At 32.9% G+C, this 15537-nt stretch carries 18 protein-coding genes; 3 read left to right on the forward strand and 15 right to left on the reverse strand.

Annotated features, from left to right (window positions below; genetic code table 11):
- Nucleotides 1-121: 121 nt before the first annotated feature.
- Nucleotides 122-1783, reverse strand: a complete 1662-nt coding sequence (locus EIB73_RS07335; RefSeq protein WP_125023999.1) for an ATP-binding protein — start codon at nucleotides 1781-1783, stop codon at nucleotides 122-124.
- Nucleotides 1784-2017: 234 nt separating this feature from the next.
- Here EIB73_RS07335 and EIB73_RS07340 point away from each other — a divergent pair, with 234 nt between their 5' ends.
- Nucleotides 2018-2371, forward strand: a complete 354-nt coding sequence (locus tag EIB73_RS07340; RefSeq protein ID WP_125024001.1) for a DUF2493 domain-containing protein — start codon at nucleotides 2018-2020, stop codon at nucleotides 2369-2371.
- A 15-nt stretch (nucleotides 2372-2386) separates the two neighbouring features.
- Entirely contained in the window at nucleotides 2387-2569 is a 183-nt protein-coding gene (locus EIB73_RS07345; protein ID WP_125024003.1) for a hypothetical protein, read from the forward strand.
- 40 nt (nucleotides 2570-2609) lie between these two features.
- Here the strand turns inward: EIB73_RS07345 and EIB73_RS07350 are convergent, their stop codons facing one another.
- From EIB73_RS07350 to EIB73_RS07415, 14 genes are all read right to left on the reverse strand, one after another.
- Nucleotides 2610-3152 (reverse strand): YqiA/YcfP family alpha/beta fold hydrolase, encoded by a 543-nt coding sequence (locus tag EIB73_RS07350; RefSeq protein ID WP_125024005.1) that lies wholly within the window; start codon nucleotides 3150-3152, stop codon nucleotides 2610-2612.
- A gap of 165 nt (nucleotides 3153-3317) precedes the next feature.
- On the reverse strand, nucleotides 3318-3548 hold the full coding sequence (locus EIB73_RS07355; protein WP_125024007.1) for a hypothetical protein: 231 nt from the start codon (nucleotides 3546-3548) through the stop codon (nucleotides 3318-3320).
- Nucleotides 3536-4246 carry a hypothetical protein gene (locus EIB73_RS07360; protein WP_125024008.1) on the reverse strand — a complete coding sequence of 237 codons (711 nt, stop codon included), beginning with the start codon at nucleotides 4244-4246 and terminating at the stop codon, nucleotides 3536-3538. The genes EIB73_RS07355 and EIB73_RS07360 overlap by 13 nt, the downstream gene beginning before the upstream one ends.
- A 16-nt stretch (nucleotides 4247-4262) precedes the next feature.
- On the reverse strand, nucleotides 4263-5189 hold the full coding sequence (locus EIB73_RS07365; protein WP_125024010.1) for a WYL domain-containing protein: 927 nt from the start codon (nucleotides 5187-5189) through the stop codon (nucleotides 4263-4265).
- Nucleotides 5190-5270: 81 nt separating this feature from the next.
- Nucleotides 5271-5759: an RNA methyltransferase gene (locus EIB73_RS07370; RefSeq protein ID WP_125024012.1), complete on the reverse strand. Its 489-nt coding sequence runs from the start codon at nucleotides 5757-5759 to the stop codon at nucleotides 5271-5273.
- Between the two features lie 392 nt (nucleotides 5760-6151).
- The gene (locus EIB73_RS07375; RefSeq protein WP_125024014.1) at nucleotides 6152-6790 is read right to left on the reverse strand and encodes a cyclic nucleotide-binding domain-containing protein; all 639 of its coding nucleotides are present in this window, start codon (nucleotides 6788-6790) and stop codon (nucleotides 6152-6154) included.
- On the reverse strand, nucleotides 6787-7671 hold the full coding sequence (locus EIB73_RS07380; protein WP_125024016.1) for a toprim domain-containing protein: 885 nt from the start codon (nucleotides 7669-7671) through the stop codon (nucleotides 6787-6789). The genes EIB73_RS07375 and EIB73_RS07380 overlap by 4 nt, the downstream gene beginning before the upstream one ends.
- A gap of 221 nt (nucleotides 7672-7892) precedes the next feature.
- Nucleotides 7893-9131, reverse strand: a complete 1239-nt coding sequence (locus EIB73_RS07385) for a primase-helicase family protein (RefSeq protein ID WP_125024018.1) — start codon at nucleotides 9129-9131, stop codon at nucleotides 7893-7895.
- Nucleotides 9128-9505 (reverse strand): helix-turn-helix domain-containing protein, encoded by a 378-nt coding sequence (locus EIB73_RS07390; protein WP_125024027.1) that lies wholly within the window; start codon nucleotides 9503-9505, stop codon nucleotides 9128-9130. The genes EIB73_RS07385 and EIB73_RS07390 overlap by 4 nt, the downstream gene beginning before the upstream one ends.
- Before the next feature lie 112 nt (nucleotides 9506-9617).
- Complete coding sequence (locus tag EIB73_RS07395) at nucleotides 9618-10400, reverse strand: mobilization protein (RefSeq protein WP_125024029.1); 783 nt, start codon at nucleotides 10398-10400, stop codon at nucleotides 9618-9620.
- Complete coding sequence (locus EIB73_RS07400; protein ID WP_125024031.1) at nucleotides 10397-11644, reverse strand: site-specific integrase; 1248 nt, start codon at nucleotides 11642-11644, stop codon at nucleotides 10397-10399. Before EIB73_RS07400 ends, EIB73_RS07395 begins: the two co-directional genes overlap by 4 nt.
- Nucleotides 11641-12210 (reverse strand): helix-turn-helix domain-containing protein, encoded by a 570-nt coding sequence (locus EIB73_RS07405; RefSeq protein WP_125024033.1) that lies wholly within the window; start codon nucleotides 12208-12210, stop codon nucleotides 11641-11643. The genes EIB73_RS07400 and EIB73_RS07405 overlap by 4 nt, the downstream gene beginning before the upstream one ends.
- A 231-nt stretch (nucleotides 12211-12441) precedes the next feature.
- Complete coding sequence (gene dnaK, locus EIB73_RS07410) at nucleotides 12442-14340, reverse strand: molecular chaperone DnaK (RefSeq protein ID WP_125024035.1); 1899 nt, start codon at nucleotides 14338-14340, stop codon at nucleotides 12442-12444.
- 161 nt (nucleotides 14341-14501) lie between these two features.
- Complete coding sequence (locus EIB73_RS07415) at nucleotides 14502-14888, reverse strand: c-type cytochrome (RefSeq protein WP_125024038.1); 387 nt, start codon at nucleotides 14886-14888, stop codon at nucleotides 14502-14504.
- Between the two features lie 137 nt (nucleotides 14889-15025).
- Between EIB73_RS07415 and EIB73_RS07420 the strand changes: the two genes are divergently transcribed.
- A complete protein-coding gene (locus EIB73_RS07420; protein ID WP_125024040.1) occupies nucleotides 15026-15532 on the forward strand; it encodes a c-type cytochrome in 507 nt (168 codons plus the stop codon).
- The last annotated feature ends 5 nt before the right edge of the window (nucleotides 15533-15537 follow it).

Raw genomic sequence — 15537 nt, forward strand, 5'->3', positions numbered from 1 at the left:
CCTCCATTTTCTCGTGACTTTGGAAGCAACATTGTCCACGTCAATATTCTTTCGTGAATTAATTGCTCCGCCGGAATTTTTTCAAAAAAGATTTTAAAAGTTTTTTTCATCATTAGTGTTTTTAGAATCCAATTTTGCGTTTCTCTTCACTACTCCACTTCTCATTTTTGCACAAACCTTCGATGTCTGTAAATTTCAGAGCATACCCATGCAGAATTTCCTGCATCGCACATTTCCGGGCAATATTTTCCATTTCTCCACCTGAGAATTGAAATTTTTCGGCGAGAGTTCTACTTTCTTTTGAAGAGAGAATCGGCAATTTTTCTTTCCAAATTTTAGCAGAGTTTTCTAAAGATGGTTGCTCGAATTTTACTTTAAATAAAAATCTGCGCTCAAAAGCAGCATCCATATTTTCGACAAGGTTTGTGGTAGCGAAAAGAATTCCGTCGAAATTTTCCATTTCTTCCAGGATTATGTTTTGAATGGCGTTTTCGGTGTCGGCAACATTGGAACTTCCTGCAGATTTTCGTTTACCGATGATTGCATCTGCTTCATTAAAAAGTAAAATGGGACAAAGTTCCTCATTGCGTTTCATTATTTCATATTCAGTAAAAATTTTCTTCACCAATTTCTGACTTTCACCAAACCACATGCTTTTGGTCTCGGAAATATCTACTTTAAAAATATTCCGACCCGAATTTTTTGCCAGTTGATAAACGCTTTCTGTTTTTCCAGTGCCGGGAACGCCATGAAGAACTGCTGTAATTCCGATCGGCATAGCTTTTTCTTTCAAACGTCGTTGCAGTTCTTTAAATTTATCATCTTGCAAAACATTTGAAATCTGTTGCAGTTGAGTATTTTCGTCCGCATTGTAAAAAAGCTTTTTTGTTGAAATGTCTTTTGCTCTGATCAATTTTGAATCGTCTTTAGAAATATCGTCAATTAGCAGATCTTCATTATTTTTTAGAAAATCGGTGACTTTTCTGGTCAGTTTCGCTCTACTCCGATCTTGAAAATTTTCCTTTGAAATTTCAACTAAATTGAATTTTGAAAGTTTAGTTTCGTTGTTGATAATTAACTTTTGAAATTTCATTGCCTGACTTTTTCGTGTAAAGTAATCATTTACAGTCATCTGTACATGGGTATGAAAATCATTGTCACCATATTGAATAGCATCCCAAATCGTATCTAAAAAGAAATAAGTTTCGAAAGCATTGAGCTGGTAATTTTTAATTTCACGAAATATAGGCAGGTCTAAATTTCCCTCACACAGAGTCGAAATAAATTCTCTGAAATCGTAAGGACTAATTAATCCTTCGTTCAGCTGATCACTTTTTTTATCGAAGTCTTCGAGCAGATCTACGAAGTTTTTTTCGTCTGAAGATTCTTCTATTTTAGCATATTTAATAACTTCATTGTTAGAAATACTGTTGATCATATTTTGTGAAAGGTCGTACGCGGAAATTTGTTTTTTGTGGGAATTTTTATTGATCAAGAGATTACGGCTGTACAACATTTCGATGGGCGCACGATACTTCAAAACCTGAAATTTGGCTAAGTCGAAATATTCAAAAACCTGTGTAAAATCGCTTTTCTCAAAACAAATTACAAATGCATTGGCAAACAAAACCGTTTCAATGTCATTAAGTTGCAAATATTTTGAAAGCAACCTGATTTCGTTTTCTACTACTTCAAAAAGCGGCGGTTGAAGTTTACTGTCTTTAGAAAATTGGTAAATACTCTCGATGCATTCCATTGCGTTGAAATTCTCTTTTGTCTCCATATTCTTTTGTTTTAGAATACAAAGATGAAAATTGACTACGCCAATTTAAGTCTTACTTAAATAAAAAATCAATTGTGCAGAATAATGAATTCTTTTCAGATTCGATATTAAAGCGCTTACCATGATTTCTTTTTCTCCTTTACCTTTCTGCAAACAAAAATCTAAAAAAACCCAAATTCCAAATGGACACCATTCGTCTATTGCCACTATTAATTTCGCTTAAAATAAAGCTTTATGAAAATAGGAATTGTTGGTGGTCGCGGTTTTAATGACTATGAATCACTTAAAAAAGAACTATCGAAATTTACTGAAGAAAATAGTATTTCACTTAATTACATTGTTTCGGGCGGTGCGAAAGGAGCCGATACTTTGGCGGAAAAATTTGCCACTGAAATGGATGTTGAAATGATTGTCTTCAAACCTGATTTTGAAAAATTTGGAAGAGGTGCTGCTCTTGCACGAAATACTCAAATCATTCAAAAATCGGATGTTGTATTTGCATTTTGGGATGGTAAATCAAAAGGAACGCATGACAGCATTAAAAAAGCGGAAAAATTGAATAAAAGATTATTGATTTTCAATTACTAAAATTTGTAAAAAACGATGAGAGATCCACAAAGAATAAAACCATTCTTAGTTAGAATTGAACAATTGTGGTTGAAAAATCCAGATTATAGATTTGGACAATTAATAATATGGTTGGCAAAGATTGAAGAATTAAATCCCAAACTTTTCTATTTGGAAGACAAAGAATTTTTAGAAAAAATAAACGAGCTGGAAAAGTAGTTTAAATGAAAAATGCAGGATTTGTTTTCCTGCATTTTTTTTATGATTTAGATTGAATGTAATTCTCGATATCGGCTAGATAATTTTCAAATTTCAATAAGCGATGACTGTCATCAACAGCTATCAGATTAACGTTGTTCAAAGATTTTTCAAACAAAGGAATTTGGTTGAGGACTTCATCTTGCTGCGTTGCAATAATCAGCGCATCTTCCGGATTTTCTATTTTCCACAATTGGGGAAGAATATTTTTTGGAAATTCAAAATCTGAAGTTCTATTGGCAATGTTCAACAAAGGACTGGTCAGTACAAGAATCGGTTTTATCGTATTTGCTTTCAACCTTTCTCTCAATTGATAGGCAAAGTTTGCCCCAGTTGAATCGCCCACCAAAACGATTTGATCTTCAGGTTCGGAATTCAACCATTTTTCCGCCGTATCTAAAAGCCCGGAAATGTCGGAATCATTATTCCACTCGACAAAATTATATTGGAATTGGTCTTTGAAATAATCTTTCAAATGCAGAAATTTTCTGGAGTTTCGATCGGAACCGAGTCCGTGGATGTAGAGGAGTTTTTTATTATTCATGATTTTCTATTCATCTTTTGTTGATCAGTTCTGTTAAAATTTTTACTGTATTTAATCTTTAAGGATGTTTTTAAATTTAATTCTCAATAACTTCCAAAGTAAACTCATTTAAAAGTTGATATCCAAAATTAGCAAAAACATAGTTTTCATTAACTTCATTTATTTTTACGTCAAATGTTTTGTCGATTCATTGATCATTTTTATGAGGCCTTCATTTTTTAAATGGGAAATATCATCTTTAAGAAATATAAAACTCTGCGCTTTTACAACCCGATCGAAAATCCAGATTTCGTACAAAACATCTAATTCTCCAAATTTAGCTTCCTGCGAATACAAAACAATGGTATCGTCATCTATAGGTATATTTTTAAATTTGTCTTTAATTATTTTATCCATTTTGATTCAAATTTTGTTTCTCTTTCGAAATCATTTTCATACATGAATTTTGCGGAATATTCGGAAAGTCTTAAAGGTAAGTTCGGAGTGAGTTCAAAGAGTTCATTGGTAATGGTGTCTTTCAATTGTTCATTTCTGCCTTGGAAACTTTTACTCAAATAATAAGTTTTTTCATCAGTCTGATATTGGTACAAATTCATATCAAATCCGGTTCGAAATCTCCCGAAAGCAAATGATTTTTTGTTTTTTAAATCGTAAATAATCTGATAATTCGCTCCGCAACCGAGACCAGAACAAGGATAATAAGTAATCTGAAACAGCAATAATTTCTCGTATTTATAATATTTGATTTGAGAAATTTGATTGGCATATTGTACCGAATCTTTTGCTGTCCAAACAATATTCTGTGTTTGTAAACGGTAGGTTTTTATTTCATCATTATTTACTTTTATAACCAATCCATTTTCATCACTAAAACTGTCAATTTTAAAATCAAGAAATGTAACGGTTGAAGAATCCATATTTATTGTGAAATTGGGTTCAATAACATGATTTTCTAATTCCTTATTAAAAATTTCAATTCTTTGTTTTAAAGAATCTTCATGCTTTGTAGTTTCCGAAGAAGTGAAGTCTGGGTTTTTAGTCGACCAACTTATCATGGTCAAAAGTAAAATTACCAGTGCAGAAAGAGTTTTCATAATTCAGTTTTTAAGATTAAGATATTTTATTCATTTCCATCGATTTCTGAATAAATTCCAAATATTTCTTTCTCACATTTTTTGGTTCCAAAATTTTCAACCTTTCAGCGTGCGTTAATAATTCTTGATAAAAATCGTAGGTCGGAACTAAAGTTATTTCAATTCTAAATTCTTCATTATTATCCACGAGAATTTTTTGGGAATGATGAATAGGCAATGATTTCACAAATCCACTTTGGTTTTTATTAAAAGACAAAATAATCGTTTCTGGGTTTTCGTTCAATGTAGAAACAATTCCGAAAGAATTAATGAAAAGTGCATCAATATTAACTTCTTGTTTTGCGAAAGTCTTGGCATGAATTTCAAAATCGGTCATTCGATCCAAACCATAAGTTTTGAGCAAAAATTCTTTTCCATCATCTTCATTTGCCAAAAGATACCATCGATGTCTGAATTCTTTTAATGCATAAGGTTGCAAAACTTTCTTCTGAGAAGCAGTTTCCCAATATTTTCTGTATTGTAAACTGATGACTTTAGAATTTTTAATGGCATGAATAATTCCATCCAGATGTTGAAGTCCAGAAGCTTGTCTTTTTTCAAAAAGCATTATTTTAGAATGATCCGTCGTTTTTTTATATGCGTTTATCAACAAAATATTTTCAAAAATACCTTTCGAGTTTTCTAAATTTTCATCATCAATAATTTGATACGTCATGGTTGATCTTTTATATTGCGTTTCAACTCCGAATAATTCTAAAAGTATATTCCGATCTCGCTTAAATGTTTTTTCACTGAAAGGCAAATCATTATCGTATCCTTTTTCGCTGTAATGTTGATTTTCTAAATATTGCTTGACTTCGTGATAAGTTGCACCGTTTTTACTCTTTGATTGAAGCAGATTTGAAATATGCATCAAACGCAACAATTGATCTCTTCTTGCCATTGTTTTTATTTTATACTACAAATGTATTCAATCAAACGGACGAAACATGGCTATTTGCTTTTATAATTATAAATTTAATATTTAGATGTTATAAAATGTAGGTTTCATTAATCGGTCATAAATAATAATTGAACCAGCAACAGAAACGTTCAGCGAAAGTTTGCCAGGTAATTGTACCAGAAGATCACATTTTTTTTTTGCTTCTTCCGACAATCCGATTTTTTCTGAACCTAATAAATAAACTGCTTGTTTTGGATGTTTAAATTCAGAGACCGGAACGCTTTTTTCGTCTAATTCAATACCGATTAATTTACCTTCAAACGGTAAAGATTTATAGAAATCCTGAAAATTCTCAAAATAAAACAACGGAATATGTCGATGTGCCGCAATAGTATCAGTTTTCATTCTTTTATAATTTCCGCCGATAATGAAAATAAAATCTGCGCCCATAATTTGAGCAGAACGCCATATTGTTCCAATATTTTGAGTTTGCAAAGCGTTTTCGATGCCGATCCCGAAATAAACTTTTGTCTTCGGAAAATCAGTTGCGTTAGGATAATCTTTTGTCATTTTAAGAAGTTTTATTCTTCAAAGATAAAATTCTTGACAGCCAGAATAAGTCCATTTAATATCACACTCAATGAATAGTAATTGATGCTCAAATTCCCGATTCATTTATTTGAATCGGGAGTCCTTCTCTTCCTAAATTAAAATCCTTTTCAGAGTTTTATGATAACCCGTCAAAATACTGAAATTATCTGCTATGCTCATCATCTGCAAGTTGTACTATAAAAAAAACGAGTTCCGAAGTTTTTTCACCCTTTTCGAAGAAAAGGCAAGAGAGTCTTTGGTAGTATAAAATGTAAATTTTGTATGCACAAAGACACATCTTGCTAGTACTTTTTTCAGAAGTAAGAAATTTTATTTAGTCTACCTTATTTTAGTCTGGTTACAAGTATATTTTAGTCTACTTTCGGTCTTTTGATATTTGGAATTTTCAGTTCAGATTTGTTTTGCAAAGAACTATGGGATTCAAACATTATCATATTTTTTTCAACAACAGATCTCCAATCTAAGATTGGTTTTCCGATGGCGTTTTTCCAATCCGATTTATCCCATTGATGAAATTTGTGAATCAATACGTCATCTAATTTTTCGGAATAATTTGGTAACGTTTTGGAAAAACTCATAAACTGTTGTAATGTTGGATATCGAGAAAATGAACTATTTGCAATAATTTTTGGTTCTGGATCTCGATATAATTCTTCAATCGAAATTTCTTTTGTCTCAACTATTTTCGGAATTTCTTTGGGTAATTCATTTTCATTCAAAACGAAACGATTCGGGAAACCAGGATTTCTGTGATAATCTAAAATCCCCAATTGTTTTAGTTTATTTTTCGCAGTAATTACCGTTTGTCTGGAAAGTCCAAGTTCTCTTGCCATCTCGTAATCCGACAGTACAATTTCCTTTTGAAGTTCTTCGCATTTGTAAAGTATAAATGTAAAAACAACAATTGTGTTTGAGCCAATTTTGTTCTTAGAATTTAATTCAAAAATTTTTTGAAATAAAGTTGAGGGAAAGAGATTAATATTTTTCATCTTTTAAATGTTGATTGATATTGAATTTTAACTTCATTATTTGGGTTTCCATGAATCAACCAATCATTTAAATCCTTAAAATCGGAATACAAAACCCGGCAATCTTCGGCTTCAATTTTTTCATTTTTGATGATTTCAACGGCGCGATTTCCTGCTTCGTCATTGTCAAAATAGAGGTCTATTTTTTCATAAGTTTCAAGTGAATTTTTAATCTTATTTATCATTGAAACTGAATTCAAAATCATGTAATCTGAAGGTTCATTTTCTAACGATTCTTCAATATTTTTAAAGGAGAGAAAATCAAAAAACCCTTCAAAAACCAGAAGCGATTTTGAGTTATTTTTTATGGTGGTAATGTCTTTTTTACCAAGACAAATTTTAGAATAAGCGTTCCGAATTTCATAACCATCGGAATCATTTTTAAAACAGATTCCAAAATATTTTTTATCATTCATTTGATAATGAATTTCCTGAATTAAATGTTTTTGATTTTCCACTCTTCTGCTTTTTAAATATTGAATTAATGCAGGATGCTGAATTTCTTTCACCTCTACTATTTCATATGTTTTGGGAAGGTTGAAAAATTTTTGGTTTTTGGTTTGCTGGTGAAAAGAAGAAAAATTCTGGTTTTCTGCCCACTTCAAAACTTCAGATATTGAAGCGTTTAAATATTTCTTCATCAAATCAATGTTATTTCCACCAATTCCTTCGGAAAATAAATACCAATAATTGAGGGTCTTATTAATTTTAAAGGAGGCATTGTTTTCCTTGGAAAAAGGATTTATAAACCATGCTTCTTTTTCATTTTGTTTCGTGGGAAAATGTCCGAGAGATTGCAGGACTTCTTCCACCAATATTTTATTAAATTGTGTGCAGTTCATTGCAGTAAAGTTTTGGGGTTGAGTTTTGGGGAAAGTTTGATGAATTGATGAGGAAACGCTGTATTTAATTGTATATAACCTAGTTACACACTCATCAAACGCTCATCGTCTCATCAAACTTCAATTTATTTACTCATCAAACACTCATCAAAAAACAGTGTTTTCAAATTTGATGAGTACTTTGATGAGTAGTAATTCATTGATTTTCTTTTCATTATCAATTATCTCATCATTTCATCAAATTTTTCAGAAATAAAATTCCTTTTTATGGAAAAATAGCGACCTAATTTATTTTGCTGAAAAAAACTTCCACCATAATCCATGTCATATTTGATGTAAGCCAAAGAATTTTGTTGCGGTTCGAGTTTCCAGATTTCTTTTAATAATTTTCGCACATCATTGATGGTCCAGTAACTGCTTTTGAACATTTTGTTAAGCATATTCAGAATATCTTGTGGAACTGCATTTATTTCTTGATCTTCTACACTTTCAAAAAATTCAAACAGTAATTCAATGATCCGGGATTCAAGTTTGTTATTATTTTTCCAGACTAATTTTTGCAAGGCAGTCGTTCTAAGTTCCGTGTGAGTAAACCACATTCTTGTTTTCTTCTGGCTGTAAAATGGTCTTTGTATCAAGTAGTTTAAGAAGTATGGAATTTCAGCGTTAAGGTCACGCAGAAATTCTGTTCTTTCAGATTTGATTGGCTTGATTTTGATAATCCAGAAGCGTACTTCGTTTTCATCGATCTGAATAAAATTATCTTCGTTATTGGAACAAAGAATAAACTTCGCAAAAAAATCAACTTCTTCCCGGTCTTTACCTTTCGCTTCTTTTTTATCTTTATCTGTGGTGGAAAGATATTTTAAACGTTCAGTAATCTCTTTTTTATCAAAGAAAACTTCATCAATTGCCACAATTAGCATAGAGGTCCAATCTGCGTTAAACTGACTTCCAAATGAGTCTCCTTTGATGTAGGTCATATTCAATCCAAAAATACATTTGAGCCATTTTATAAATGTTGTTTTTCCAGTAACTCTTTCTTTGCTGACCAAACAAAGTATAGGAAGAATTTGTGTTGGATATAGCAGCAGAATTTTTAAATAGTCTAATCCCAGTTCTATCTGTTCTCCGAAAATATGCTCCATGAAATTCAATGAAAACGGAATTTTTTCTCTTAATGATTGAGGGTCTTCTTTTTCACCATTTGGTTGAAAAGGCATTTCATTGTATACGTTGTAGAATCCTTCAATGACTTGTTGATAATCTAAATGGCTTGGAATACAGCAAAAGCCATCAAATTTCGGAACGCTTGAAACGTATGTTTTTCCGTGGTCGCTTATGATCGTTTCTCGATTCCAGCGAACGAGAATTGAGATTTTATCACCAGAAATCAGTGGCTTTTCAATGGTTTTGTAGTAGGAAGTTCCTACTCTTAAATAAGGGATTTCTGTGCTCATAATTTAGATTTTAGATTAAATTCTGCTGAAGTTTTTCTAAAATTCTTTTTAAAATCTGCAGTTGCTTCAGATTCGATTTCCTGCAAAGTTTTCTTTCTTCCTTTGGAAATCCACTCCAATAGTTCCTCCTCGAAAAAATAAAGTTTCTTCCCATTTTTATAGCAGGGGATTAATCTTTTGCGCACAAGAGTGTAAACGGTAGGTTTGGCTTTTCCAATAATTTGGCAGGCTTCCGTTATATCTATTGGAATTCTTTTTTGCGGAACTTGCTGTGGTTGCTTTACTTCTACCAAAAGTTTTATTATCGCAATTTCGCTGACCAGATGCGCCACTGCTTTTGGTAGATTTTCAAATGAGATCTCATTACTCTCCATAACTGTTGTTTTTGATTGTTATGGTGCAAAGAAAAAAAGTGATTCATCTGTGATGGGCGCAAACACGCAATCACAGAGGAATCACTTTATAAACACTTCGTTTTGTGATTTTTTATGTCTTTTGGTAGTCTGCCAAATTTTCTAGAATTTTGATAATCCCTTTTTTAGGTTCATCTTTCAGGTGTGATTTGATACTTTCTAGATCAATATCATCAAGCGAAACGAAAACATTTTTTAGTAGTTTTGAAACTTCCTCCTGTTTTATTGGTCTAAAATGATTCCAGATATTCCAGCCGAAGTGATAAAGGTCTAGATTTGTTAAGCCATTTGTGTAAATAGAAATATTATTAAGAATATCTTCTTTTATTGAATATAAATTTACCGCGTCGCAAAGTGCATCAAGATCTTCATCCTTTAAGTATAAAATAAATTGATTTCGAGTATAATCTAAAGCGAGTTGTAATTTTTCACTTTCAATCTGTTGCTTTTGCTGAAGTTGGTTTTTTCTTATAGAATCAAGATTTACCTTTTCCGAAGTTTGAACCTTAATATCTTCCTTTGAATCTTGAATTAACTGATTTGTTGTATTGTCATCAATTTGCCCAATTGTAATATTCTCATGATTTTTAGTTTGAATAAAATCTACAGTAGAATTTGTGGAATTATTCTTTTTGCGAAATATTTTTCTAAATCCAACAATTATGACATCAAGAAACAAAATGATGATCGCATAAAATAAAATACTTAATGCTGTAATTGACCAAAATACAATATTTGCGGTATACTCATCACCACCTTTACCAATAAAAGAGATTCTTGCTAACGCTCCCACGACTACACATACCACCAGAACCGAAAGGTAAATAACAATATATTCAAAATATTTCAAGTTCATTTTTGTAAGTTTTTCAATTGAATTGCTTTTGATGCTTCATTTTTCTTTTCATCAACAACTTTTGCATAAACCTGCGTAGTTTTTACGTTCGTATGACCAAGCATTTTACTGACTGTATAAATATCTGTTCCGCTAGAAAGTTGCAAAGTAGCGAAAGTGTGTCTGAAATTGTGAAAGGTTATTTTTTTGGTAATTCCTGCACTTTCAATCCATTTTTTAAGTGGTCGAGAAATCCAAGCTGGGTTCGTTAAATCTTTAAAAACCAAATCAGTTGGACCGCCAGATTCACCGCAAAGTTGTAAAGCTTGTTTAGACATCGGCATATATTCTACACCTTTGGTCTTTTTTTGAGTGAAATTTATTCTGGCTTGATTGTTTTCAATACTTATTTCATTCCACGTCAATTTTTGAATATCGGAATGTCGCAAACCTGTCAATGCAGAAAATAGCGCTGCACGTTTTAGAACATCAAGTTCGCATGGTGTTTCAACTAAAGTATTCAGTTCTTCCAGTGTTAAATATTCCCTTCTCGATTCTTCATGTGGAATTGATTTTACTTTAGCCGCAATATCAATTGTAAAATAGCCATCGATAAACGCTTCTTTCAGTGCAGCTTTGAAAACAGAAAAATAGGTTGAAGCTGTATTTTGAGAAATTATCGCATCTTTATTGCTACCACTTTTTGCAGTCAACAAATACGATTTGAAATTTTCACAGAATTTTGTATTAATCTGTGAAAACATAATTTTTTCACCTCCGAAATCTTTTAGAAATTCTATCGAGCGATACCAATTTACCTGAATAGATTCGGAATTATTTTTATGCCTTTTATTGACAAGCAAATCAAAATATCTTATAAAATTCTCCTGAGATCTTTCTTTTTCCTCCTGCTGAATTATATCAAGCTCGTTATAAAGTTCAATGTTATCGTATTCTCTCTGTCTCAATTTTCGCAATGAATCTGCGTAAAACATGGTCTCGCGGTCATTTTCACTTTTGCAAACGATAATTCCATTATCATCTCGTTTGGGTTTAAAAGAAACTGAATTTTGTGTTGTCCGTGCCGGTCTTTTCTTATCGAAATCTACAGTTGTTACACTCCGGTTCAAGTATTCCCGAATTCTTTGAGGATCATTTTTACCTTGAACCATTACTGGATAACTTTCCAAATAAATGAACCATTCTCTTCTGAATTCGGCTTTTCGCAATCGTACGGTAACTTTGGTTTTTAATAACTCTTTCATTTTCCGTCAAAAATTTTGTCAATTAAATTTTTAGGTGCGTACACAAAACTTCCCACCTTTTTAGTTGGGATTTTGTTTCTTTTAATGACACTATTTACCGTTCCCGGATCAGCATGGTATTTTGCACTAATTTCTGAAATTGTATAGCAAGTACCTATTTCAAAAACTTGTTTTTTCTCAATCTTTTCTTTTTCCGGCGCAATTTTTACCGCAGTAAATATTGATTCCAAATCCGACTTACAAACTCGGGTTAATCTTTCACCAAAATTATGTGCTGAAATTCTATTGCTTTTGATTAATCTATAAATTGTATCCTTCGACATTCCAAAAAATACAGCAGCTTCACCTACAGAAAGATAGGGTCGAGTTTGAATTTCCGCAATTTTATTTATTGATTTTTCCAATAAAACTTGTTTCGCTTCTACTTCCTGAACTAGTCTTTTTTGTCTTTTTACAGATTTTTCCGAACAAAGTTTGCTACAAAATCTTGTAGTAACTGTTTTTGCTTCAAATGGTTTCTCACAAAATTCACAAAGTTTTGGTATCCTAAGATTACTAAAGCCCATAATTCCACTATTTTAAATAAATAAAAATCAAATTAGCCTAAATAAGACATAATAAGAAGCAGATTGTCTGCTATTAAGACGCGGTACAATTAAGATACAATAATACGATAAAAATTGATTAAAATCGACTATTATTGAAAAAAGTTAAAAACAAAAAAATCGCTGTAAACATTACGTTTACAGCGATTTACTACTTTATTTCAATCGATGTTAATCGATGATAATTACTAATTACTTGACTTCTTCGAAGTCAGCATCCTGAACATCTTCTGTACCTGCATCACCTCCTGGATTTCCCTGCGCTTGATCAGCACCTGGTTGTCCTTGGTTTCCTGCGGCGTACATTTCTTCAGAAGCGGCCATCCAAGCTGCGTCTAATGCTTCTGTTTTTGTTTTTACGCTGTCCATATCTTTTGCTTCAAAAGCTGTTTTCAATTCTGCGTGTGCAGTTTCGATCGCGGCTTTTTTGTCAGCTGATAATTTGTCACCAAACTCTTTCAATTGTTTTTCTGTTTGGAAAATCAATGCGTCAGCTTTGTTGAAGATTTCAACTTCTTCTTTTTTCTTCGCATCTGAGGCTGCATTTTCTTCAGCTTCACGTTTCATTTTTGCGATTTCCTCTTCAGAAAGTCCTGAACTCGCCTGAATTTTAATAGACTGCTCTTTTCCTGTTCCTTTGTCTTTTGCAGAAACACTCAAGATTCCGTTTGCATCAATATCGAAAGTAACTTCGATTTGAGGAACTCCTCTTTGTGCTGGTGGAATGTCTGTCAGGTCAAATCTTCCGATTTCTTTGTTATCATTAAACATTGGTCTTTCTCCCTGTCCTACTCTAATAGAAACTGCAGGCTGGTTATCACTTGCGGTAGAGAATACCTCTGATTTTTTAGTTGGAATGGTTGTGTTCGCCTCAATTAATTTGGTAAACACAGAACCCATTGTTTCAATTCCTAATGAAAGTGGCGTAACATCTAATAAAAGAACGTCTTTTACATCACCTGTTAAAACTCCACCTTGAATCGCAGCTCCTAATGCTACAACCTCATCTGGATTTACTCCTTTTGAAGGGGTTTTACCGAAGAATTTTTCTACTTCTTCCTGAATAATTGGGATTCTTGTAGAACCACCAACCAAGATTACCTCATCAATATCTGAAACTGAAAGACCTGCATCTGAAAGCGCTTTTTTACAAGGCTCCATTGAACGTCTTACCAAATCAACTGCTAATTGTTCGAATTTCGCTTTAGTTAAAGTTTTAACCAAGTGTTTCGGGCCTGTTGCAGTTGCTGTAATATAAGGAAGGTTGATTTCTGTTTGAGAAGAAGAAGACAATTCGATTTTTGCTTTCTCTGCTGCTTCTTTCAATCTTTGTAATGCGATTGGATCTCCTTTTAAGTCAACACCTTCTTCAGTTTTGAATTCATCTGCCAACCAGTTAATGATTACATCATCAAAATCATCACCACCTAAGTGCGTATCACCATTTGTAGATAATACTTCGAATACGCCGTCTCCTAAATCAAGGATTGAAACGTCAAACGTACCACCACCTAAATCGTATACTGCGATTTTTTGATCTTTATGACTTTTATCTAAACCATAAGCCAAAGCTGCTGCAGTAGGCTCATTGATAATTCTTTCTACTTTCAAACCAGCGATTTCACCCGCTTCTTTAGTTGCCTGTCTTTGGGCATCGTTAAAGTAAGCCGGAACTGTAATTACCGCTCTAGTTACTTCCTGACCTAAATAATCTTCAGCAGTTTTCTTCATTTTCTGAAGAATCATTGCAGAAATTTCTTGAGGGGTATATTCTCTGTCGTCAATTTTTACTTTAATGGTGTCATTCGGTCCAGAAACTACTTTGTAAGGCACTCTAGAAACCTCTTTTGCATCATCTTTAAAGTGAGTCCCAATAAATCTTTTAATAGAGAATACTGTTTTAGTTGGATTGGTTACTGCCTGTCTTTTTGCAGGATCACCCACTTTTCTTTCTCCATCTTCTGTGAAAGCCACGATAGATGGTGTTGTTCTCTTACCTTCAGCGTTAGGGATAACTACAGGATCTTTACCTTCCATTACCGCAACACATGAATTGGTTGTACCTAAGTCAATTCCAATTATTTTGCTCATATTATTATTTTTTAATTTTTAATTAGTTAAATTTTATATTCCATAATTCTCAATATTTATACCAAGCAAAAAATTATGACAAATTGACACAATGTCTGTCAAATCTCCATTAAAAAAGGCATCCTGTATTTCAAGATGCCTTATTATGATGTTGATGGCTTTTATTTTTTCAATGTAAGAATATATTCTACCATTTTTTTCGCATTGTCTTTACTCATTCCTGCGTGTGGTGTCATCGGTATTTCTCCCCAATTTCCCTTTCCTCCTTCAATAATTTTAGTGGCAAGCATTTCAATATCTGCTTCGGTATACTTATCAGCAACCTCCTGATAAGATGGTCCTACCACTCGGGTATCCACTTTATGACACGTTAAGCAGTCTCCGCCTTCAATGAGTGCCAGACCTTCATTCTTACCGGCTGCGGCAGAATCAACGACTTTAGCCACCGGTTCTTCCAGCATCACATTAGAATCCATATTAGGATTACTTTCTTTCTTACTACATGAAACAACTGCGATAAGCCCACAGATTACTAAGTATTTTTTCATTCCCTTATTTTTAAATTTCTACTCTAATTTTTAGTGACACAAATTTCACGATAATTATCATATGATGAATATGATTACGGTCATAACAAAAATTGGGCAAATGATGGTAATTTTGAACATACAAAAAAATAAATATAATGAAATCATTAAGAACAATTGCACTCGCAACACTAGCCTTTACTTTATTCTCTTGTGGAGGTGACGGAAAAACAGATTCTATCCCATCGGGTTCAACTGAAACTACTGCAGCTTCAACCACAGACGAAAGCACTGCTGAAATGGAAGCTAACGCAGCCAAATACGACCCAAACAGAGGTATTGGAAAACATGAGAATGTAGATGTTAGTAAATTCGATCCAGCCATGGCAGCTGCAGGTAAAAAAGTAGCAGACGTAAAATGTACTTCTTGCCACAAACCTACAGATGAGAAATTAGTGGGACCAGGATGGTTAGGCGTAACCAAAAGACAAACTCCAGAATGGATTATGAACTTTATTTCAAATCCAGATCCAATGATCGACGTAGATCCAGAATTGCAGAAACAACTTGAACTTTGTTTGGTGAGAATGCCGAATCAAGGTCTTAGCGATACAGAAGCCAGAGAAGTTCTCGAATACATGAGAGAAATCGACGGAGCAAAATAATTTTC

Source organism: Kaistella carnis (assembly GCF_003860585.1).
Lineage (GTDB): Bacteria > Bacteroidota > Bacteroidia > Flavobacteriales > Weeksellaceae > Kaistella > Kaistella carnis.